Source organism: Anaerocolumna sedimenticola (assembly GCF_009931695.1).
Classification (GTDB): domain Bacteria; phylum Bacillota; class Clostridia; order Lachnospirales; family Lachnospiraceae; genus Anaerocolumna; species Anaerocolumna sedimenticola.
The window spans coordinates 3395186-3417377 of sequence record NZ_CP048000.1 but is presented as its reverse complement, the minus strand read 5'-3'; the positions used below and the strand labels follow the sequence as shown (position 1 = coordinate 3417377).

The following is a 22192-nucleotide window of genomic DNA, read 5'->3' as shown; positions in this document are numbered from 1 at the left end:
TCTGCGTGTTTTGCATAATTAAATGAATTCAAGCTGTTGCAAAATTAACTAATTTATCACTTACTAAAAATTAGTGTAGAATTTGCAACAGCCTCTTATGTCATCTGCCTTAAGCGGCAATTATTTAATCTACTAAGCTTGGATTAAAGTCCTCTTTCCAAGGAAGTCCCTGTTTATTTAATTGTTCCATAAACGGATCCGGATCAAACTCTTCTACATTAAATACACCGGGTTTTTTCCATTTTCCGGTTAATACCATCATAGCCCCAATCATGGCAGGAACTCCTGTGGTATAGGAAATAGCCTGGGAACCAACCTCTTTATAACATTCTTCATGATCACAAACATTATATACATAATAATTTTTAGGCTGACCGTCTTTTGTTCCCTGATAGATACATCCGATATTGGTTTTTCCTTTGGTTCTTGGTCCAAGGGAAGCGGGATCCGGAAGCACTGCCTTTAAAAACTGAAGCGGTACGATCTGTTTTCCATCAAATTCTATCGGTTCAATCGATGTCATGCCAACATTCTCAAGTACCTTAAGATGGGTTAGATAACGCTCGGAAAAAGTCATCCAGAAACGAATCTTTTTAATACCATTTATATTTAAAGCCAGGGATTCCATTTCTTCATGATGGAGCAGATACATATCCTTATCACCAATTTCAGGGAAATTATATACTCTCTTAATGGACATTGGTTCTGTCTCAATAAATTCACCGTTCTCAAAATAGCTGCCGTTAGCAGTAACTTCACGAATATTAATCTCCGGATTAAAATTCGTTGCAAAAGGATATCCATGATCCCCTGCATTTGCATCCAGGATATCAATCTGTTTAATTTCATCAAAATAATGCTTCATGGCATAAGCCGAGAATACACCGGTTACACCAGGGTCAAAACCACAGCCTAAAACAGCCGTAATACCGGCTTCCTTAAATTTTTCCCTATAAGCCCACTGCCAGCTATATTCAAATTTAGCAGTATCAATCGGTTCATAATTCGCTGTATCCAGATAATCTACCTTAGCTGCTAGACAGGCATCCATAATGGTTAAATCCTGATAAGGAAGTGCCACATTAATTACAATGTCCGGTTTAAATTTATTAATTAAAGCAACGATTTCTTCTGTATTGTCTGCATCTAACTGTGCAGTGGATATTTTTGTTTTTCCGCCCTGTAATTTTTCTTTTAAGGCATCACATTTTGATACGGTTCTGCTTGCTATTAATATTTCCTCAAAAACGTCAGGATTCTGACAACATTTATGCACTACAACGCTGGCTACACCGCCGGCACCAATAATTAACGCTTTTCCCATGTATATTCCTCCTAGGATTCAATTAGTATTTTTAGGTAATTGCGAAACTCAAATATTATATCTATATACCATGCAATTAATACAATTTTAGAGCCGAATCTTGCCCGGAGGGCAACTGAAGCTATAAAATTCGTATCAATTGTATGGTATATTCGAAAAACTACATAGTTTCGCAATTACCTATAATAGTATTTTTATAAATGCTTTTATTTACCTTATTCCGATTCCAATTGTTCTTTCACATAATTGGGAATGGCAAAGGCACCCACATGTAAATCGGTATTATAATATCTGGTCTTTATCCCTAAGTTATTCCATAATCCCGCATCCAGGTCTCCCACCGGATCATATTTCTTTGAAGCAAAACCAAACAGCCAATGACCGGATGGATAAGTCGGTATATGAGCCTGATATATTTTAGCAATAGGGAAAGAATCTTTTATCCTCTGATGAGCCCGTTTCATGGAAGCCGCATAAGACGAATAATACATACTTTCATGCTGGTTCACTAAAATTCCCTCTTCATTTAAAGCACGGTAACAATTACCGTAGAATTCTTTCGTAAAGAGGCCTTCTCCCGGTCCGAAAGGATCTGTGGAATCAACGATAATCAGATCATATTCCCCTTCCTTATGCCTTACATATTTTAATCCATCTTCAAAAAAGAGGTGTACTCTTTCATCGGTAAGACCCTTAGCCGTAAAAGGTAAATACTCTTTACTCAACTTTACTACTTCTTCATCAATTTCCACCATATCAATATGGGTGATGGAATCATAGCGGAGTAATTCACGGACCGTCCCGCCATCCCCTGCACCAATTACCAATACTTTTTTAATATTAGGATTTGTAGCCATGGGAACATGGGTTATCATATCATGATAAATAAACTCATCCTTTTCCGTTACCATAAGATAACCGTCCAGTGTCAGGATTCTTCCAAATTCCCTGGATTCAAATATATCAATTCTTTGAAACTCACTCTGCCTGCTGACTAACTGCCGGTCGATCTTAATAGAAAAACGTGCTTCTTCCGTATGATTTTCCGTATACCATAAGTCCATTAATCTACCTCCACCACATTAATATTATTAACTGCCATATCTTCTGTACCGGTGAGCAGGCAACCTTTTTCCTTGGCATATAGTATATAATTTACGATTTCTTCCGTAATTCGCTCTCCCGGTGCAAGAATCGGTATTCCCGGAGGGTAGCACATAACAAATTCTCCGCAGATATTTCCTATGCTTTTTCTTATAGAAAGTGATTTCTTAGGACTGTAAAATGCCTGCTGTGGTGCAAATACTACATCCGGATTAATATATTCATGGTCAAACATATCTGACTTATCATCTTTGCCATATAAACGCTTAATTTCTGAAAGAGAAGCTATTAAACGTTCAATTTCAAGTGCTCTGTCCCCGGCAGATATAATAGCAAGAAAATTGCTGATATCACCAAATTCTATTTGTATATCATACTCATCTCTTAACAGATCATAAACCTCTATACCGGCAAGTCCTATGTTTCTAGTGTGGACGGACAACTTGGTGGGGTCAAAATCGTATACGGCTTCTTTATCGATTAATTCTTTTCCAAAGGCATAATAACCGCCCAGTTTATTAATCTCACCCCTGGCATATTCCGCAATCTCAACTGTTTTCCGAATTAATTCCGTACCGTGTAAACTTAAGTTTTTCCTCGCTATATCAAGGGATACCAGCAAAAGATAGGAACCGCTGGTGGTCTGGGTTAAATTTATAACCTGCCTTACATGATGGGGATTAATTCCATTTCCGCAAAGCAAAAAAGAACTTTGAGTAAGAGAACCCCCGGTTTTATGCATACTAACTGCCGCCATATCTGCTCCTGCCGCCATAGCGGAGACCGGCATGTCTTCACCGAAATAAAAATGGGTTCCATGAGCCTCATCTACCAGTACTTTTACCCCGTGCTCATGGGCAAAATCCACGATTCCTCTTAAGTCAGAGCATATACCATAATAGGTTGGATTATTCACTAAAATAGCTTTTGCATCGGGATTATCAAGAATTGCTTTCTTAACATCGGACAATGACATTCCTAAAGGAATTCCCAAGTCCTTATTTACTCCCGGATTCACATATACAGGAATAGCACCGCAGACTACTAAAGCATTGATAGCGCTCCGGTGCACATTTCTTGGCATAATGATCTTATCCCCTGCTTTACAGACGGACATAATCATCCCCTGTACAGAGGCTGTTGTTCCATTGACGATAAAAAATGCTGCCTTAGCACCAAATGCATCGGCTGCAATTTGTTCCGCTTCACGAATGACAGAGGTAGGATGGCAAAGGTTGTCCAGGGGTTTCATGGAATTAACATCAACTTTGAGGCAATTCTCACCTAAAAAATCCGTTAATTCTTTATTTCCCCTGCCACCTTTGTGTCCTGGTACATCAAACGGAACAACCCTGTTTGACTTATGCCTTAACAGCGCTTCGTGAATAGGCGCTTTTTGTTGTAAAAGTAAATTCATGTCTCTACCTCCACAACTAATATATATTCATTCCGCTGAATATCTCAATCATCTCTTTGCGTAGATTACTCGTTATTTCAAGTCTTTGCTTTGGCGGTAATTCATAGACATCAAGATTAAAAAGGTAATTCTGCAGTTCTATTTCTTTAATCAGCATCTTGGTGTGAAAGATATTGGACTGATATACATTCACATCAATTGCATCGTATTTGGTTAATGTAACATCATCGATATAATCCTGTATTGATGTTATATCATGGTCAATATAATATTTTTTGCCCTCAACATCTCTGGTAAAACCTCTGACTCTGTAATCAATCGTTATAATGTCAGAGTCAAAACTACCGATTAGATAATCCAGCGCGTTAAGTGGTGATATCTCACCGCAGGTAGATACATCAATATCTACACGAAAAGTGGAAATGGAGTTATCAGGATGATACTCCGGAAATGTATGCACCGTAACGTGACTTTTGTCCAAATGGGCATGTACCGTATCTCTTAACTGTACGGAGTATTTTCCCTGGTTGCAGGACTCATCAATATGCTCGGAAGATAAGTCTCCTTCTGCTATTAAAATGTTAACAGAGGCACCCTGTGGATCATAATCCTGTTTAGAAATATTTAGTATATGAGCTCCAATTGTTTGCGTTACATCGCATAAGATCTTTGTTAATCTTTCAGAATTATATTGTTCATCGATATAGGCAATATAATCCTTTTGTTCTCTCTCACTTTTTGCATAGCAAACATCATAGATGTTGAAGCTAAGTGTTTTTGTGAGGTTGTTAAAGCCATACAAAGTCAGCTTTTTTTCCAACCCTAACATCACAACCTTTCTAATTAATAATCGGGTTACATTGTAGCACGTTTGGCCTTAAAAATCAATGGATATTTTCATTTATCCTCAGGAATATTCCTGTATTTATCAGGGATTTTTAAGAAGTTTCTTATGGGCTAGAACTGTAAATAATTTGTTTAAAATTCTAATCCTCTTTTCTTCTTAAAAGATCATTCCTATCCAGTTGGATACCAAAATCTACGAAGATTTTCTGTTTTGGGTGAGGGCAGCTTTCCATCTCATTCCCGTCCCCGTCCGTAATTTTTTTAACGATTACGGTTAGATTTCTGCCGTCCGGTTTCATTACTTCGATTTCTTCCCCAACTGAAAATTTATTTCTCTGCTCCAGTTCGTAAAGTCCTGATTCATTGATGCCGTTAAGGATACCCAGATAAGTGTATTCCTTAATATAGGTATTATTATCATAGATTTGAGCTTCTTCATTCGGTTTTCCGAAGAAAAATCCGGTTGTAAACTGCCTGTAAGTACATTTGGATATTTCTTCTTTGTAGTAAGGTATATTTTTTCTGTATAGCTCCGGTGATTCAAAAAAGTCATCTATGGCTTTCCGGTAAGTTCTGGCTACGGAAGCCACATAAAGTGCGGTTTTCATTCTGCCTTCTACTTTAAAACTGTCGATACCAGCTTGTACTAATTCAGGTATATACTCAATCATACATAAATCTTTGGAATTAAAGATATAGGTCCCTCTTTCATTTTCTTCCACCGGCAGATATTCACCCGGCCTGGTTTCTTCGGTGAGGTAGTATTTCCACCTGCAGGGATGGGTACAGGCTCCTCTGTTTGCATCTCTTCCGGTAAAGTAATTACTTAATAAACATCTGCCCGAATAAGCAATACACATGGCACCGTGAACGAAAGTTTCAATTTCTAAATCACAGGGTATATTTTCCCTTATTCCTTTTATTTCTTCTAAAGATAGTTCTCTGGCAGAAACTACTCTGGATGCTCCCATCCTATGCCAGAAACGGTAGGTTCCATAATTGACATTATTGGCCTGAGTGCTGATATGGATATCAATTTCAGGAACAATCTCCCTGGCTATCTCAAATACTCCGGGATCTGATATGATAATAGCATCCGGTTTGATTTCTTTCAGTTCTTCAAAATAGCGGGATACACCGGATAAATCCTCATTATGTGCGGTAATATTGGCAGTAACATATACTTTTTTACCATAGGAATGAGCGAAATCAATCCCTTCTTTCATATCTTCCAGACTGAAATTTTTGGCTTTTGCCCGTAGTCCATACATTTCTCCACCGATATAGACTGCATCGGCTCCGTATATAACTGCCGTTTTTAATACTTCCAGATTACTTGCAGGAATTAACAGTTCCGGTTTTTTAATACCTTCCGGTAATTCTCTTATATGTTCGTCTATGTTAACCTTAACCGCCTGATCTTTGCAGCCGTCGTTATTTTTTATCATTCTGTTTCCTAACCTTTCTCTGAATTATAATATTTCTTAATTTTTTATTTTAATTTTATATTGTAAACCTATTCCTTAAAAACACACTTTATGGCTTATTAAAATTAGATTTATTATAATTTCGTACTAACAGTAACTCCGTCTCCAACCGGTATTACCGCTGTTTCCAGTTCCTCCATATGGGTTATGGTATATAAATATTCCCGCATCCTTGTGTGTATGGTACGGTCTCTTCTGGTTATTCCATAACGGGATTCTGCCACGGTTCCATCCTGTAATACATTATCCGTTACTAACAACCCGCCCTTTGATAATAGCTTCATAATTTCAGGCAGGAAGTTCATATATTGTGCTTTGGCAGCATCTAAAAATATAAAATCATATTCTGCTTTTTTATTAGCAGCCAGTTCTTTTAACAATATTAAAGCATCCCCTTCTATTAAGGTTATTTTATCTTTCCTGGGAGCAGAACCTATGTTTTTTCTGGCCTTTACTAACCGCATTTCCACTTTTTCTATCGTGGTTATGTTACAATCTTCCGGCATATATTCACTCATAAATAATGCCGAAAAACCAACTGCTGTTCCTATCTCCAGGATTTGGCGGGGTTTTTTAACCGTCAGTAAAAACCGCAGGAACGTTTGCGTCTCTTTCCGTATAATCGGAACCCCCTCCGTCAGCGCCGCCTTTTCCAGCTCATATAAATAAGATGGTAATTCCTTCTCCAATGTATTAATATATGCGGTTATTCTCTCATCTACAATCATATCATTATTCCTGTGACTAATCAGTGCAGTTCTAACGAACAGCCTGAGCGCGTTTATAACACCCTTTTCTCAAGTTTTCTGAATAGTTACTTTATCCTTAACTTTAATTAGGGCGAACCAAAACAGCTTGCCTTGGTTCGCCTCTATTGTATTAATTATCACCTGTAACGTCTGTATCATTTGTTACATCAGAATCCGCAGTATCACTTAAATCCCCTGTTTCCGACTTATCATCCGCAGTACTGTTACCACCCTTTATCTCGGTTGTACCGGTGGTATTAGAATCTCCGGTATTGGTATCTGTACCTTCTGCCGATGGAACCGTGATGATTGCAAATATCTCATCATAAGTCATGGATGTATTCAGGGTATAAGTACCCGGCATTATAGTATGCTTCTTAAGCTTTGCTTTTATATAAAAGGAATACTTATTGACTATTATTCTGTTTAACTCCAGCTTACTCGCCACATTCATAGTTGATTCACCTTTACTGATCTGAATCTCTATATCGCGTCCAGGCTCTTCTGATACTGTTACTTGTCCAAATATCTGATAGCAGAATTCATAAGTAATTTTACTGGCTCTTGCTATTAATATAACAACAATGGTATAAAACAAAATGTTCAGTAAGGTCCGCAATATAAAGCTGGTTATTTTTAAAACTAGTTGTGCAGAAGTAGGCCTAGAAGTCATACTTACTATCTCCTTTTAAAATCAATTTACTTCCATAATAATTGGGAGTATCATAGGATTTCTCTTCGTCTTTTTCCATAAGTAATCGCTTAAGGAATCCTTAATTTCATTTTTCATCTTTCCCCAGTCCGCATTGTTTTTGCTAAGGCATTTGTCCAAGGCATCACTTACAACAATTCGGGCCTCATCCATCAAATTCTCAGATTCTCTGACATATACGAATCCACGGGATACAATATCCGGTCCGGACAGAATCTGGTTTGTATATTTTTCTAACGTAACCACCACGATTAATAGTCCGTTTTCGGATAAATGCTGTCTGTCGCGAAGAACAATATTACCTACGTCCCCAACGCCTAAACCATCTACAAATATACCCTGTGCAGGAACTTTACCAACTACACCGGCTTTCTGGTCCGAAACTTCCAAAACATCACCGGAAGATATGATAAATGTATTTTCTTTGGGAATCCCCATATTCTGTGCTAATTCAGCATGTTTCATCAAGTGTCTGTATTCACCGTGAACCGGAATTGCATATTTCGGTTTGGTTAAAGCATAAATAAGCTTAATCTCTTCCTGGCAGGCATGACCTGAAACATGTGTATCCTGAAAAATGACCTTTGCACCTTTCATGGACAAATCATTAATAACTTTAAACACCGGTTTCTCATTACCAGGAATAGGAGTAGAACTGAATATTACCGTATCTCCCGGCTTAATTGAGATTTTTTTATGGATGGATGCTGCCATACGCGGCAGTGCTGCCATAGCTTCACCCTGACTGCCGGTTGTTATTAAGACTATCTTCTCGTCCGGATAATTTTTCATTTGCTCAATATCTATCATAATATTACTTGGCATATTGATATATCCAAGTTCTGATGCCGTAGTAATGATATTAACCATACTTCTGCCTTCAATAACTACTTTTCTTCCGTATTTATCAGCAGAGTTTATAATCTGCTGCACACGGTCAACATTTGATGCAAAAGTTGCAACGATAATTCGGCTGCGGCTGCTTTCTGCAAATATATTATCAAAGGTCTTACCAACAGTCTTTTCAGACGGAGTATAACCGGGTCTTTCCACATTAGTACTATCACACATTAAAGCTAAGACACCTTTTTTGCCTAATTCGCCAAATCTCTGTAAATCTATGGTACTTCCAAATACCGGAGTATAATCAACCTTAAAATCGCCGGTATGAACAATGATTCCGGCTGGAGTAAATATGGCTAATGCAGCTGCATCTGCTATACTGTGGTTTGATCTTATAAATTCAATACGAAAACATCCTAAATTAATAGATTGGCCATATTTAATAACTTTTCTTTTTGTTGATTTTAATAAATTATGCTCTTTTAATTTATTCTCAATAATACCGATTGTTAATTTTGTAGCATAAATCGGTACATTAATATCTCTAAGAATATAGGGTAATGCACCAATATGATCTTCATGCCCATGGGTAATTACAAAACCTTTTACCTTGCTTATATTTTCTTTTAAATAAGTGACATCCGGTATAACCAGATCAATTCCAAGCATATCATCTTCCGGAAAAGATAAACCGCAATCGACAACAATGATACTGTCTTCATATTCGAATGCCGTTATATTCATTCCTATTTGTTCTAATCCACCTAAAGGTATAATTTTTACACCTTTTACATCTGTTAAATTTTCTTTCAAACAATGCACCTCCAATAGTTAGTTTATGTATTATTGACCATTATATTTAAAGTGCACTCCATATTTCATTAGATTTGATTTCAATTCTTATCACGTTTTTCCTGAATTTCTTCACGACATGTCTTACAATATCCGAACATTTTAACTTCATGGTCTACTACTTCAAAGTCCATAGCTTCTTGAATTCTCTGTTCCAGGGTTTCTAATAGATCACTTTGAAAAGTAAATACATTTCCGCAATTTAAGCAAATTAAATGATGATGATGGTGAGCAGTATCTTCGCAGCCTTTACTGCCGATTTCATAGCGTACAAACCCATCACCTAAATTAAGCTTATCTATAAGGTTTAACTCTGCCAATAATTGAATTGTTCTATATACGGTAGCCAATCCGATATCCGGATTTTTAACTCTTACACATTCATATATTTCTTCAGCAGTTAAATGCTTATCCGGTCTGTCTTCCAATGCTTCAAGAATATCTATTCTTTGTGTTGTCACCTTAAGTCCGTTTTGTTTTAATAAAGTTTTGAATCGATCCTGTTTGTCGGGCATGCATATCACCTTCCTGATTTTACAACAACTGTTACAAAATCCATGAAATCATTAAATCTAATTAAATAATTCGCACTTTTATATCTTTTTAAGTTTGTTATATATTAAAGTTATCACTGTGTAATTCGAAAATGCAGGTTATATATCTTATAGTTTATGTCTCTATATCAATATCGTCTAATAATTCTTCAAATATTTTAGCAATGGATTCTAATTCATTCTCATCATCTACAATATCATACAGTGCCGATTCATCCTCTTCCTTTGATAAATCTTTTAAAATATAAGCAGTTCCTTCTTCCTCTTCCTTATCAGAATCCGTAACTAAAAGATAAGTAATTCCATTCAGTTTAGTCTGTTCCAAAATGTAAAATTCAACTTGTTCATTATCTTCCGTTGTAAAAATAACTTTATTTTTCTGCTCTTCCATTACTATTCTCCTGTAACTAACCTGTTACCTTAATTTTCTTTTTTCTGATTACTCAAAAAATCCAAATATCCTTGCAAGATTAATACAGCTGCTAATTTATCAACAACCTTACTTCGATCCTCTCGTCTGACATCTCCTAAGATTAATGCCTGATGAGCCGCTACAGTTGTCAGCCTTTCATCCCATAATACTACATTAAGTCCGGTCCTTTTTCGTAAAACATCCGCAAATTCTTCAGATTTTACAGCCCGCTCGCCAATGCTATTATTCATATTTTTTGGGTATCCAAGTACGATTCGTTCCACTGCATATTCTTTGATGAGTTCATCAATTCTTGCCAGAGTCTGCCGTAATTTTGTTTCATGTTTCCTGTGGATAGTTTCAATTCCCTGGGCAGTAATTAATAATTCATCACTTATCGCTACCCCTACAGTGACGGAACCGTAATCCAGTCCCATAATCCTCATGTTTCCTCCTAAATATCTGAATTGATAAAACAATGTACTATTCAATCACATAAAAATTTGATAGAACTTTTAGTTGGCCAGCACTAAAAACTCTTTTCTGTTATAGTGAGTGCATCGGTTTATAAGAACCGCAGTGACGAACAGTAACAAAACCATGAAACAATAGAATTACCCGAATTGTATCTATTCATACCCCTCTCATGACATAAAACATCTTCATGCAGGTGTTTTACTGCCTTAATTCAGGGTATGAAAATATCTATGATATTTTCATACTATACATTCCTGTTTCCTTCTTGTTCATTTTATCTATTAATTCAAATTATGCTTTATATAATCATTTAATAGTTCTTCTAGTATTTCATCTCTCTCAACCTTCATAATCATACTTCTGGCACCCTTATGGTTGGTTATGTAGGTTGGATCACCTGACATGACGTATCCAACGATTTGATTTACCGGATTATATCCTTTTTCTGTCATCGCTGCAAAAACAGCAGAAATTATTTCTCTTACTGAAATTTCATTTTCTTTCTGTACTTTGAAATATTGTGTATTGTTAAACTCCTGCATAACATCACGTCCTTTATCTTTCTATCTATATCTTTATGAATATTTTACCATTATTAAAAAGAATGAATTCAAATTTGCACAGTATATTATATATATATTAATATAAAATCTGAGAAATATCAATCCATTATTTCACAGAACATAATATCTTTGTTAAGATATCCTGAAACTTTTCCCTGTATCATTTGATTCGTTAAATCCTTATCGGAGCTTACAGCTAATTTCAAATATCTTTCATTATGACCTATTTGGTAAGTCAGTCCGTCAACGGTAATCGTCTCTTCAATTAAGATATTTTCAATTTTACCAAGAAATAATGATTGGTATTCCTTTGCCATCCCTTCTTCCAGCTCAATTAGCACATTACTTCTATCCGTCTTAATTTCATCTCTTACCTGATTTGGCATACGTTCTGCAGCAGTGCCTTTTCTGATAGAATACTTGAAAATGTGCATTTGCGCAAAAGATACTTTTCTTAAGAAGTTTTCAGTGCAGGTAAATTCCTCTTCTGTTTCCCCCGGAAAACCTACGATAATATCTGTTGTAATTGCCGGATTAATGAAATATTTACGTAAGAGTAAACATTTCTCATAGTATTCTTGTGCAGTATACTTTCTATTCATACGTTTCAAAGTGGCATCAGACCCGCTTTGAAGGGAAAGATGAAAATGCGGGCAGATTTTAGTGTCCTTGGATAGAGTCTCGGCAAATTCTTCCGTAATTATTCTTGGTTCCAGTGAACCTAAACGAATTCTTTTTAAACCGTCTATTTTACTCAAATTAACGATTAATTCAAGAAGAAGGTTTTTCTTTTCTAAATCAACACCATAAGAGGACAGGTGGATACCAGTTAATACAATCTCCTTATATCCTTTTGAAACTAAATTTTCAACTTCTTTTATGATAGATTTTTCTTCTCTGCTGCGAACTCTTCCCCTTGCATAAGGAATAATACAATAGGAACAGAACTGATTACATCCATCCTGTATTTTAATATATGCTCTGGTTTTTTCCGATACCGATTCAATACTTAAGTCTTCATATTCAGTTTCTGAAGCTATATCGATTACATTATCCTTTAAAGTATTAGTAAAGCTCTGTATCTTATCTTGTTCTGAATTGTTATCGGAATCATCTGCATTGACATTGTACTCTGAAAGATCCGATTTTTTATCTGCTGTATTATTTTTATTTACTTTATAATATTCATCCAGTATACGGATGATATCTTTCTTTTTATTATTACCGATAACAATATCAATTGCTTCATCCTGCTCTAAGATTTTCTCTGCTGTCTGTACATAACAACCTACAGCAACCACAATCGCATCTTCATTCATTTTCCTTGCTTTATGAAGCATTTGCCTGGATTTTCTGTCTGCAATATTGGTTACTGTGCAGGTATTAACAACATATACATCAGAATGCTGGTTAAAATCAACAATCCGATAGCCAGCGTCTTCAAAAATCTTTTGCATTGCTTCCGTTTCATATGAATTTACCTTACAGCCTAATGTCAGGAAAGCAACTGATTTACAATTTGATTCTTGCGCATTATTAATATTCATTTGAATCCTTTCTAAACTATTTTACCTCTGATTGCAATTATGTTTTACCTAATTTAACTAATAAATTCATAACTTCAGCATATATTTATAATGGTCATCCATTTAATAAAAAACCTTGATAAATCACATTTTCGTGAAATGTGTCCTAGTTATCCGCTTTTTTTATTTACTTTGTATATTGACTTTTAAATTGCTAAAATGTAGTATATACTTGTAGTTAAGATAGTTATCACTATCCTATAAAAATCTATGTAAAAGGAGGAGTTTCAATGAAAACAGTAAAAATCTCTCTCAATTCAATTGATAAGGTTAAATCCTTTGTAAATGACGTAACTAAATTTGATTCCGATTTTGATTTAGTTTCCGGTAGATATGTTATCGATGCTAAATCAATCATGGGTATTTTTAGTTTGGATTTATCTAAACCTATTGATTTAAATATCCATAGTGAAGATAACGTTGATAAAATTCTTAGTATTTTAAAACCTTATATTGTTGAATAAGGTAAATTGAATAAAGAAGGTTTTAAGCTTACTTATGGGGGGATACTTATGTATCCTCTTTTTTATGTTATAGAAGAGTCCGGAGAACTCTCCTATAAAATAAAAATATCCGGTTGGATACGGACTTGTCCGTTTTGTTCTGTTATAGAAGTTTCGACTATCAGCAGGCAGGCATATGAACAATCATTCGTGCCAACCTGAGGATTGTTCACTTGCCACCGATAAAATATTTATTGAACGAATACAATTTCCCTGGAATCCATGGCTGTTTTAACCATTTCCTCTATTTTTTCTTCCAAACAGCGTTCGGAATGACGAATTACTTTTAAACTGGGTTTAGTTACGGGGTGTTTCGCAACGAATATGGTGCAGCAGTCCTCGAAAGGCAGGATAGATGTTTCATAAGTATTGATTCGCTCTGCTATATCAACGATATCCTGTTTATCAAAGGCTATTAACGGACGGTATACCGGCATTGAACATACTTCGTTGGTGGAAGCTAAACTGTGAAGTGTCTGGCTTGCTACCTGTCCGATACTTTCACCGGTAATTAATCCAAGACAACCGGATTCTTCCGCTATTTTCTCTGCAATACGCATCATATATCTACGCATAATAATCGTCAACTCTTCGTGAGGACACTTTTCATAGATATAAAGTTGTATATCCGTAAAATTAATTACGTTAAGTTTAATTGGTCCCGTATATTTTGATATGAGTTTTGCAAGGTCTACTACCTTTTGTTTTGCTCTTTCACTTGTATAAGGGGGGGCATGAAAATAAACCGCATCGATGGTAACGCCCCGTTTGGCTATCATATACCCTGCAACCGGGCTGTCAATACCGCCGGACAACAAAAGCATTGCTTTTCCGTTAGTACCAACGGGCATTCCTCCTGGTCCCATAATAACCTCAGAATACACATAGGAGCGATTTCTTACTTCCACCATAATTCGAACGGAAGGATTGTGAACATCCACTTTCATTTCGGGAAAACGGCGCAGCAAATAAGCTCCCATATCAATACAGATTTCCGGTGAGGTTCTGGGATAATTCTTATCACTGCGTTTTGCTTCCATTTTGAATGTAAAATTTTTATCCGGATACCGTTCTTCCACATAATCACCTACCGCTTGGGTTAATGGTTCCCATTCTATGGTATCAATAATCATAACCGGACAAATCTGGGCTATCCCAAATACACACTGTAAAGCCTCAACAGTCTCTTCATAATCATAACCATCGGGGCATTCTATATAAATTCTCCCCTGTTCCTTGGTTACCAGGTAATCACCAAGTGGACGAAGTGAATTTTTAATCTGATCCCTTAAAGCGTTCTCAAATATATACCTGTTTTTTCCTTTTATACCTATTTCCGCATACTTAATTAAAAATGCTTTATACATGCTTTATCCTCTCTTTGTGAACATTTAGCCACAACTTAATGCCTGCTGTATTTTCTTAAAACCGGTACCAGCTCATTTAATATATTAATGGTATACTCTATATCTTCCATAGTCGTAAAAACAGAAAAACTAAACCGCAGGGTAGAATCCAATAAATTCTCCTTAAGTCCGATTGCTTTCAGTGTTCCGCTTAAATCTGGGTGATTGGATGCACATGCTGAACCGGAAGAAACATAAATTCCTTTATCCTCTAATGCATGCAATAAAACTTCACTTCGGATGCCATCAAAACTTACGCTTACGATATGAGGAGCCGTATCTGTTAAGGTATTACCGAGACAGTTGACCGTTACACCTTCGATCTGTTTGACTCCCTCAATTAATGTGCGCTTTAACTGGTATAAAGTTTCTCTTTTTTGTTCATGATTTTCATAAATATCAGAAACAGCTTGTCCGATTCCTGCAATTGCCGGTACATTTTCCGTACCGGATCTCATTCCTTTTTGCTGACCCCCGCCGAATAATATTGGTTTAATTTTTACCTTATCCCGGACATACAATACTCCGCTGCCTTTCGGACCGTGGATTTTATGTCCGCTTATGGAAAGCAGATCGATGCCTTCCCTTCTCGGATAAATTCTATATTTACCAAATGCCTGAATTGCATCGACATGCAATAAGACCTTGGGATTTTTCTCTTTTATTCGTTTGGATATTTCACTAATATTTTGTACCGAACCCACTTCATTATTCACATACATTACCGAAACCAGTATAGTATCATTACAGACCGCATTCAATAGTTCCTCCATGATAATGTTACCATTCTGATCTACCGGTATATAAGACACCCGATATCCATTTTCCTCCAGAAATAGAAGAGGATTATGTATGGAAGGATGTTCTATCCTGGTAGTTATAATGTGATTACCGCTTCGTTTATATCCATAAGCGGTGCCAATTACAGCCATATTATTGGATTCCGTACCACCGGACGTAAATATGATCTCTTTGGTATCTACTTTCAGACTTTTAGCAAGGAGCTCTCTTGCATCTTTTATATATTTCTCTGCATCAATTCCTTTTTGATGCATGGAAGAAGGATTACCATAATCTACACCCAAAGTTTCCATCATTATATTTTTAACTGAATCAAATACCCTGGTGGTAGCGGCATTGTCCAAATAAACTTCCATTTTTTCTCCATTTCTACGCAGGTATTATCTTGTGCTTTCCAACTGCAGCATTAACATGGACAATACAGCCAATCCGGCTGTCTCCGTGCGTAATATTCTTCTGCCTAAGGTAATAGGAATTATTCCGGCATTCATTGCTTGTGCAACTTCCTGTTCTTCAAAACCGCCTTCGGGTCCGATAAAGATACCAACCGAATGGTGACTTTTAATACTTTCTATTATCTTCTTCGTTTTGGCAATATCGTTTGCATTTTCATACGGAATCATCTTACAATCCAGATTTTTTGCATAAGAAACAGCTTCTTTCCATGTGAAAGTGTCCGTAACTTTTGGAATTATTCCTCTGCCTGACTGTTTCGCGGCACTGGCAGAAATCGACTGCCAACGTTCTAATTTTTTTAATTCTTTTTTCTTATCTTCCAGTTTCACTACGGTTCTTTTTGTCATTACCGGTATTATCTCATAAACACCTAATTCCACTGCTTTCTGTATAATGAGTTCCATCTTATCTTTTTTGGGAATCCCTTGAAAAAGATAAATTTTACCCTCTAATTCCGTATCGGTGTTCCTTGCTTCTTGAATTCCTGCCAGAATTTTACTGTCAGATTCATCCATAATTATACAATAAAAATCTTTTCCCTGTCCATTGCAAATAATTATTTTCTCACCAGGTTTCATTCGCAGCACATTTTTAATATGATTTACATCGGACCCTGTTATATATATCTCTTTCTCACCGATCTGATCCGGCTCCACATAGAAGCGGTACATAAAAGCACCAAACCTTTCTTTTCCATTCTCACGTCATGCCTTCTGGTTTAATAAAGCTTCATATCCAAGGCTTTTGCTCCAATCTCTAACGAGGCAATTTCTTTAATTTAAATAACACGTCACATCTGTTATTTCTGTGCTACGATGGATACCCAGTCTCCCATTTCATTTATTTCAAGAATTTTAAATCCGTTCTTTAAGATAGCTTCTTTAACCTGTTCTTTTTTTGTATTAATAATACCGGAACTTATAAATATCCCGTTTGGTTTAATATGCTGTCCGATGACAGCAGACAAAGGTATTATAATATCTGCTAAAATATTTGCTACCGCCATATCATAAGAGCCATAACCTACTTCCTGCTGCATGGCAGTATCTGTTATAATATCACCGCTTATTATCTTTAATGTTTCAGCTGTAATATGATTTACTTCTGCATTCTCTATTGCTGCATTTACTGCATTGGGATCAATATCCGTACCGAGAACATTTTTTGCACCTAATTTAGCTCCGATAATAGATAAAATTCCGCTGCCGCAGCCAACGTCCAATAAACGGATTTCGTCTTTTATATATTTTTTTATTCCAAGAATACATAGTTTGGTCGTTTCATGGGATCCTGTTCCAAAAGCAGTGCCCGGATCAATTTCAATCACCAGATCTGTGTCTTTCACATTATCCAATTTTTCCCAGGTAGGTTTAATCACAATAGTATCATCAATACGAAATGGTTTAAAATATGCTTTCCAATTATTAATCCAATCCAAATCCTCTGTTTCTGATATTTCAATTAGACCGCTGCCTATATCCATAAATTCCGATAATTCTTTCAAACCCGACTTGATTTTAACCACCATATCCTGAATGTCTTCATTTTCTTCCAGATAAAAACTGATTAAAGCTGTTTTATCCTCAGTATTTAATTCCGGAAGTATATCGATAAACATGGCTTTCTTTTCATTTTCCGTTATAGGCACATTATCAATAATTTCAATACCCTCTATTCCTAATTCACTCAGCATATTACTTACCAGATCCACAGCATCTGCCATCGTTGATAAGGTTAATTTCGTCCATTTCATCTCTTTTCCCATTGCATTTGCATTACAAATTGAAAGAATTTGTATGGCATTCCTTTCCCTGATTAATTTTCTTCCAATACCCATATTAAATAGTAATTAATTTTTATTCAAATATAATAATATACAAATCAAAATTTTTCCTAATTTTTAAACAACTTACTTCCAGAATTTCTTTTTACTTTTTTCTTTCTCTTTTTCCGGTTCAGGTGAATCAGTATCACCTTTTTTCATAGCTATATCGAATTTTTCCAAAGCATCTTTTTGTTCATTGGTGAGTTTTGTTGGTACCTGAACTACCAGCGTAACATAATGATCTCCTCTGACTTGTTTATTACGTAAGGTAGGCACACCTTTTCCTTTTAATCTTACTTTCGTATCCGTCTGAGTTCCCGGTTTTACCGTATATAAAACATCTCCGTCTACGGTACTGATTCTCACATCTCCGCCTAATGCAGCCTGAACAAAAGAAATCGGTGCGGTGGAATAGATATCATAATCCTGTCTCTGGAAAATTGGATGTCTGCTAACGGTTACTTCTACTAAAAGATCTCCTCTTTCACCGCCATTGGTTCCAGGCTCCCCTTTTTCACGAATACGAATACTTTGACCGTTATCAATTCCTGCCGGGATGGATACCTGAATTTTCTTTCTTCTGCTTACATAACCGGATCCATAGCAATCCGGGCATTTATCTTTTATCACCTTACCGGTACCGTTACAATCCGGACAGGTCTGCACATTACGAACCATTCCGAATAAAGACTGCTGGGTATAAACAACCTGACCTTTACCGCCGCATTTTTTACAAGTTTCCGTGCTGGTACCCGGTTTCGCCCCTGTCCCGTGGCAGGTATTACATTCCTCTTTTAAATTCAATTCCAATTCTTTATCAACACCGGTTACAGCTTCCTGGAACGTTATCCTTACACCGGTACGTACATTAGGTCCTTTCATCGGACCATTGCTGGTTCTTCTGGTCCTGCCGCCGCCAAATAAATCTCCGAAGATATCTCCAAAAATATCTCCCATATCCATACTGTTAAAATCAAATCCGCCTGCACCGCCTGCGCCCCCGTCAAAAGCGGAATGTCCAAACTGGTCATATTGTCTTCGCTTATCGGCATCGCTTAATACGGCATAAGCTTCCGAAGCCTCTTTAAACTTTGCTTCCGCCGTTTTATCACCGGGATTGGCATCCGGGTGGTATTTTTTAGCTAACTGCCTGTATGCCTTCTTTATTTCATCATCCGACGCTGACCTGGATACCCCCAGGACCTCGTAATAATCACGTTTATCTGCCATGCTCTAATCCATCCTCCTTATGAATTCTAAAGTGAATCATGCGTGACTATTCAGCCACTGCGGCTCATACGAACCGATGCGCACAAAATATGTTGAAAAACACATATTTGGGCGCCTAGATACTTGAGTATACTGAATAGTTTTACAATTATGCAACTATTTAACATGTGACTTAATGTCACAACGGTTTTATGAACTTTTTCATTTATATCGACAAATAGGCAGTCGTTAGACCGCCTATTTGTTACTGTTACGGGACGACCCATAACCATTATAATGATTCTTCGATTCGACAAGTCAAATCATATTGTAATGAATTATTCTAAAATCGTCAAGTTAAAACTTTTTTCTAAATAATTTCACTGATTATACTTCTCTATAATCTCCGTCTACAACATCATCTGCACCGGTGCCCTGAGTTCCGGACATATCAGGAGCCGGACCTGTACCTGCGCCGGCAGCCTGTGCCTGCTCATAAACTTTAGCAAATAAAGCCTGCGCACTTTCCATTAATGTTTCTTTTGCTGCTTTAATATCGGCAACTTCTCCATCGGACATAACTTCCGGATTGGATTTTTCTACCATTTCTTTTAAACGAGTTAAATCAGCTTCCACTTTGGCTTTATCATCGGGACTGATCTTATCTCCAACTTCTTTTAATGCTTTTTCTGTCTGGAATACCATGGAATCAGCATCATTTCTGGTTTCAACTGCTTCTTTACGTTTCTTATCCTGAGCTTCATATTCGGCAGCTTCTTTTACGGCCTTATCGATATCTGAATCGGATAAATTGGAACCTGCTGTAATGGTTATATGCTGCTCTCTGCCTGTTCCTAAGTCTTTGGCAGATACATTAACGATACCGTTGGCATCAATATCAAAGGTTACTTCGATTTGAGGCACACCTCTTCTTGCCGGCGGAATTCCATCCAGTCTGAATTGTCCAAGACTCTTGTTGTCTTTCGCAAATTGTCTCTCACCCTGTACTACATTAATATCAACTGCACTCTGATTGTCCGCAGCTGTGGAGAAAATCTGGCTTTTTTTGGTAGGAATGGTTGTATTTCTTTCAATTAATCTGGTTGCTACACCACCCATAGTTTCAATACTTAAGGACAATGGAGTAACGTCAAGAAGTAAGATATCCCCTGCACCGGCATCACCAGCTAATTTACCGCCCTGAATGGAAGCACCGATAGCAACACATTCATCAGGATTTAAGGATTTGCTAGGTTCATGTCCGGTTAATTGTTTAACTTTATCCTGTACGGCAGGAATACGGGTTGAACCGCCAACTAATAACACTTTCTTTAATTCGGAAGAAGTGATTCCTGCATCTCTTAACGCGTTCTGAACCGGAGTTGCTGTTCTTTCTACTAAATCATGAGTCAATTCATCAAATTTGGCCCTGGTTAAGTTCATATCAAAATGTTTCGGTCCTTCTGCAGTTGCAGTGATAAAAGGAAGATTAATATTAGTTGTTGTTGCTGAAGATAATTCTTTCTTTGCTTTTTCAGCTGCTTCCTTTAATCTTTGAAGTGCCATCTTATCCATGGATAAGTCAACACCTTCTGTTTTCTTGAATTCATCAATCATATATCTGGTAACTCTTTCATCGAAATCGTCGCCACCAAGTCTGTTATCACCGGAAGTTGCTAAAACTTCAATAACACCATCACCAATTTCAATAATGGAAACATCGAATGTACCGCCGCCTAAGTCATAAACCATGATTTTCTGTTCATGTTCATTATCAAGACCATAAGCTAAAGCTGCAGCAGTAGGTTCGTTTATAATTCTCTTAACATCAAGTCCGGCTATTTTACCGGCATCTTTTGTTGCCTGTCTCTGAGCATCGTTAAAGTAAGCAGGAACCGTAATAACTGCTTCCGTAACTTTTTCTCCAAGGTAACTTTCAGCATCTGCTTTTAATTTCTGCAATACCATTGCTGAGATTTCCTGTGGTGTGTATTTTTTATCATCAATACTTACCCTGTAATCAGTTCCCATATGTCTTTTAATAGAAGATATGGTTTTATCCGAATTGGTTACAGCCTGACGTTTTGCAGATTCACCAACTAATCTTTCTCCTGTTTTTGTAAAGGCTACTACAGACGGAGTAGTTCTGGCCCCTTCCGTATTTGCTATAACAACAGGTTTACCACCTTCCATAACAGCCACACATGAATTTGTTGTACCTAAATCAATTCCTATGATTTTACCCATAATATATTCCTCCTATAATTAATTCAAAATTAAATGTTAATATATTAAAAGTGAATATTCACAAACACCTATTAAATGTTCACTTTGAATTGTTAAATGCCGGTAATAATACTAATTTACTACTTTAACCATACTGTGGCGTACCACGGTATCTCTGTACATATAACCTTTTTGGAATTCTTCCGCTACCAGGTTTTCTCCCTGTTCGGGATCTTCCGCATGCATTACCGCATTATGGAAATTCGGATCAAATGCCTTGCCTACTGCTTCAATAGGTTTTAATCCGGCTTCGGTTAATGTGGTAACCAGCTGTTTATAGATTTTCTCTATTCCCTGGGCAAAAGCTCCTTCTTTTTCTTCCTCTGTAATGGCACCCAAACCTCTTTCAAAATTATCAATAACAGGAAGAACTTTTTCAATGATATCCCTGGCTCCGATTTCAAACATCTGTGCTTTTTCTTTTTCGGAACGTTTACGGTAATTGTCAAACTCCGCCATGCATCTCATCAGTTTATCATTTAATTCTTCGATCTTAAGATCTTTTTTATCTTTTTTATCTTTTCGGAAAAATGATTTCACTGTCTTCTTTTCGCCGTTAGTATCTTCTGTTTCCTCATCCATTTCTTCTTCCATATCCTCAGTGTTGTTATGGGAATCCGCATCCGTATTAACTTCGTTTTCACCTGCAGCTTTCGTCGTATCTGCTGATTCATCCGTATTTACGGTTCCTTCCCTTTCTAATTCCACTTCCTGGTTAACAATATCTTCTATCTTTTCTTCCATAGAATTCTTCTTTTCTTCCACTCTTGTAACCACCTT

At 36.8% G+C, this 22192-nt stretch carries 22 protein-coding genes; 2 read left to right on the top strand and 20 right to left on the bottom strand.

Going from position 1 to position 22192, the window contains the following annotated elements; translation table 11 throughout:
- Positions 1-124: 124 nt before the first annotated feature.
- From Ana3638_RS15070 to mtaB, 13 genes are all read right to left on the bottom strand, one after another.
- Entirely contained in the window at positions 125-1324 is a 1200-nt protein-coding gene (locus Ana3638_RS15070; protein WP_161838772.1) for a saccharopine dehydrogenase family protein, read from the bottom strand.
- A gap of 215 nt (positions 1325-1539) precedes the next feature.
- Positions 1540-2388: a polyamine aminopropyltransferase gene (speE, locus tag Ana3638_RS15065; protein ID WP_161838771.1), complete on the bottom strand. Its 849-nt coding sequence runs from the start codon at positions 2386-2388 to the stop codon at positions 1540-1542.
- Positions 2388-3845, bottom strand: a complete 1458-nt coding sequence (locus Ana3638_RS15060; RefSeq protein ID WP_161838770.1) for an aminotransferase class I/II-fold pyridoxal phosphate-dependent enzyme — start codon at positions 3843-3845, stop codon at positions 2388-2390. Before Ana3638_RS15060 ends, speE begins: the two co-directional genes overlap by 1 nt.
- A gap of 16 nt (positions 3846-3861) precedes the next feature.
- Positions 3862-4665 carry an adenosylmethionine decarboxylase gene (gene speD, locus Ana3638_RS15055; RefSeq protein ID WP_334297140.1) on the bottom strand — a complete coding sequence of 268 codons (804 nt, stop codon included), beginning with the start codon at positions 4663-4665 and terminating at the stop codon, positions 3862-3864.
- 166 nt (positions 4666-4831) lie between these two features.
- Positions 4832-6058 (bottom strand): peptidase U32 family protein, encoded by a 1227-nt coding sequence (locus Ana3638_RS15050; protein ID WP_161840575.1) that lies wholly within the window; start codon positions 6056-6058, stop codon positions 4832-4834.
- 194 nt (positions 6059-6252) lie between these two features.
- A complete protein-coding gene (locus Ana3638_RS15045) occupies positions 6253-6906 on the bottom strand; it encodes an O-methyltransferase (RefSeq protein WP_161838768.1) in 654 nt (217 codons plus the stop codon).
- A gap of 151 nt (positions 6907-7057) precedes the next feature.
- Positions 7058-7600, bottom strand: coding sequence for an endolytic transglycosylase MltG (locus tag Ana3638_RS15040; protein ID WP_161838767.1), 543 nt, complete (start codon positions 7598-7600; stop codon positions 7058-7060).
- A gap of 21 nt (positions 7601-7621) precedes the next feature.
- Positions 7622-9295: a ribonuclease J gene (locus Ana3638_RS15035; protein WP_161838766.1), complete on the bottom strand. Its 1674-nt coding sequence runs from the start codon at positions 9293-9295 to the stop codon at positions 7622-7624.
- A gap of 80 nt (positions 9296-9375) precedes the next feature.
- The gene (locus tag Ana3638_RS15030; protein ID WP_161838765.1) at positions 9376-9849 is read right to left on the bottom strand and encodes a Fur family transcriptional regulator; all 474 of its coding nucleotides are present in this window, start codon (positions 9847-9849) and stop codon (positions 9376-9378) included.
- A 154-nt stretch (positions 9850-10003) separates the two neighbouring features.
- The gene (locus tag Ana3638_RS15025; RefSeq protein ID WP_161838764.1) at positions 10004-10279 is read right to left on the bottom strand and encodes a DUF1292 domain-containing protein; all 276 of its coding nucleotides are present in this window, start codon (positions 10277-10279) and stop codon (positions 10004-10006) included.
- Between the two features lie 29 nt (positions 10280-10308).
- On the bottom strand, positions 10309-10746 hold the full coding sequence (ruvX, locus tag Ana3638_RS15020) for a Holliday junction resolvase RuvX (protein ID WP_161838763.1): 438 nt from the start codon (positions 10744-10746) through the stop codon (positions 10309-10311).
- 312 nt (positions 10747-11058) lie between these two features.
- Entirely contained in the window at positions 11059-11319 is a 261-nt protein-coding gene (locus tag Ana3638_RS15015) for an IreB family regulatory phosphoprotein (protein ID WP_161838762.1), read from the bottom strand.
- 119 nt (positions 11320-11438) lie between these two features.
- Positions 11439-12887, bottom strand: coding sequence for a tRNA (N(6)-L-threonylcarbamoyladenosine(37)-C(2))-methylthiotransferase MtaB (gene mtaB, locus Ana3638_RS15010; RefSeq protein ID WP_161838761.1), 1449 nt, complete (start codon positions 12885-12887; stop codon positions 11439-11441).
- A gap of 269 nt (positions 12888-13156) precedes the next feature.
- On the opposite strand from mtaB, the gene Ana3638_RS15005 reads away from it, so the two are divergent.
- Positions 13157-13390 (top strand): HPr family phosphocarrier protein, encoded by a 234-nt coding sequence (locus Ana3638_RS15005; protein ID WP_161838760.1) that lies wholly within the window; start codon positions 13157-13159, stop codon positions 13388-13390.
- A 48-nt stretch (positions 13391-13438) separates the two neighbouring features.
- Complete coding sequence (locus Ana3638_RS15000) at positions 13439-13591, top strand: hypothetical protein (protein ID WP_161838759.1); 153 nt, start codon at positions 13439-13441, stop codon at positions 13589-13591.
- Positions 13592-13620: 29 nt separating this feature from the next.
- Here the strand turns inward: Ana3638_RS15000 and thiI are convergent, their stop codons facing one another.
- From thiI to grpE, 7 genes are all read right to left on the bottom strand, one after another.
- Positions 13621-14796, bottom strand: coding sequence for a tRNA uracil 4-sulfurtransferase ThiI (gene thiI, locus Ana3638_RS14995; RefSeq protein WP_161838758.1), 1176 nt, complete (start codon positions 14794-14796; stop codon positions 13621-13623).
- A gap of 35 nt (positions 14797-14831) precedes the next feature.
- Positions 14832-15992 carry a cysteine desulfurase family protein gene (locus tag Ana3638_RS14990; protein WP_161838757.1) on the bottom strand — a complete coding sequence of 387 codons (1161 nt, stop codon included), beginning with the start codon at positions 15990-15992 and terminating at the stop codon, positions 14832-14834.
- A gap of 24 nt (positions 15993-16016) precedes the next feature.
- Complete coding sequence (locus Ana3638_RS14985; protein ID WP_161838756.1) at positions 16017-16763, bottom strand: 16S rRNA (uracil(1498)-N(3))-methyltransferase; 747 nt, start codon at positions 16761-16763, stop codon at positions 16017-16019.
- A 128-nt stretch (positions 16764-16891) separates the two neighbouring features.
- A complete protein-coding gene (gene prmA, locus Ana3638_RS14980) occupies positions 16892-17845 on the bottom strand; it encodes a 50S ribosomal protein L11 methyltransferase (RefSeq protein ID WP_161838755.1) in 954 nt (317 codons plus the stop codon).
- 156 nt (positions 17846-18001) lie between these two features.
- A complete protein-coding gene (gene dnaJ / locus Ana3638_RS14975; RefSeq protein WP_161838754.1) occupies positions 18002-19147 on the bottom strand; it encodes a molecular chaperone DnaJ in 1146 nt (381 codons plus the stop codon).
- 366 nt (positions 19148-19513) lie between these two features.
- Positions 19514-21373 (bottom strand): molecular chaperone DnaK, encoded by a 1860-nt coding sequence (dnaK, locus tag Ana3638_RS14970; RefSeq protein ID WP_161838753.1) that lies wholly within the window; start codon positions 21371-21373, stop codon positions 19514-19516.
- A 111-nt stretch (positions 21374-21484) separates the two neighbouring features.
- On the bottom strand, positions 21485-22177 hold the full coding sequence (grpE, locus tag Ana3638_RS14965) for a nucleotide exchange factor GrpE (RefSeq protein ID WP_330587589.1): 693 nt from the start codon (positions 22175-22177) through the stop codon (positions 21485-21487).
- Positions 22178-22192 lie beyond the last annotated feature (15 nt).